This window comes from Streptomyces sp. NPDC034670 (assembly GCF_055574875.1).
Genome location: NZ_JBVITR010000150.1, coordinates 1 through 1,078, shown reverse-complemented (window position 1 = coordinate 1,078; position 1,078 = coordinate 1). Strand labels below are relative to the sequence as shown.

The window sequence follows — 1,078 nt, the reverse complement described above, 5'->3', positions numbered from 1 at the left end:
TCGCCCCACAGGCCCCAGGCCAGCGAGACGGCCGGCAGACCCCGGGCACGGCGCCACCGAGCGAAGGCGTCCAGGAAGGCATTGGCCGCCGAGTAATTGCCCTGCCCCGCCCCGCCGAGCACTCCCGACGCGGAGGAATAAAGGACGAACGCATCAAGCTCCAGACCCCGGGTCGCCTCGTGCAGCGCCAGTACCGCGTCCACCTTCGGACGGAACACCGACACCAGCCGCTCCGGCGTCAGCCCACCGAAGACACCGTCGTCCAGCACACCCGCGGTATGCACCACCCCCGACAAGGGCGCCTCCCGCGGCACCGCCGCCAGCAGACCCGCCAGCGCGACCGGATCGGCGACATCACACGCCGCCACCGTCACCACCGCGCCCGCGGCCTCCAGCTCGGCCTTCAGCTCCACCGCACCCGGCGCCTCCACCCCGCGCCGGCTCGTCAGCACCAGACTCCGCACACCGTGAACAGCCACCAGATGCCGGGCCACCACCGCCCCCAGCGTCCCGGTCCCCCCCGTCACCAGCACCGTCCCCCCCGCACGGAACACACCCGCGGACGAAGCGGCAGCCCGCACCGGCAGACGCACCAGACGCGGCACCCACGCCTCACCCGACCGCACCGCCACCTCGGACTCACCCAGGCCCAGCACCCCGGCCAGCACGCCCCCCGCGGGCACCGGCTCACCCCCCGCGACATCCAGCAGCACGATCCGGCCCGGATTCTCCGCCTGCGCCGACCGCACCAGCCCCCACACCGCAGCCCCCACCGGATCCACCCCACCCGACCCGGCGCGCACCTCCACCGCCCCCCGCGTCACCACCACCAAACGCCCCGGCCCCGAAGACGCCAGGAACGACTGCACCCCACCCAGCACCCCGGCACAGACCCGGCCCACCTCGTCCGCACGCAGCTCGCCCGGCTCCACCTCCAGCACCGCAACCTCACCGGCGACCTCCGCGGCCTCCCCCACCGGCACGGCGGACCACTCCACCCGGAACAGGTCACCGGCCCCCGGCCCCCTCACCTGCTCGGCCGAAACCGCCCGCAGCCTCAACGACTCCACCGACGCGA

The 1,078-nt window shown here is 74.7% G+C and carries 1 protein-coding gene; it reads right to left on the bottom strand.

Annotation, left to right across the window (positions count from 1 at the left end; translation table 11 throughout):
- A partial coding sequence (locus ACZ56B_RS32895; protein ID WP_468798774.1) for a beta-ketoacyl reductase occupies window positions 1–1,078 on the bottom strand: 1,078 nt, incomplete at both ends.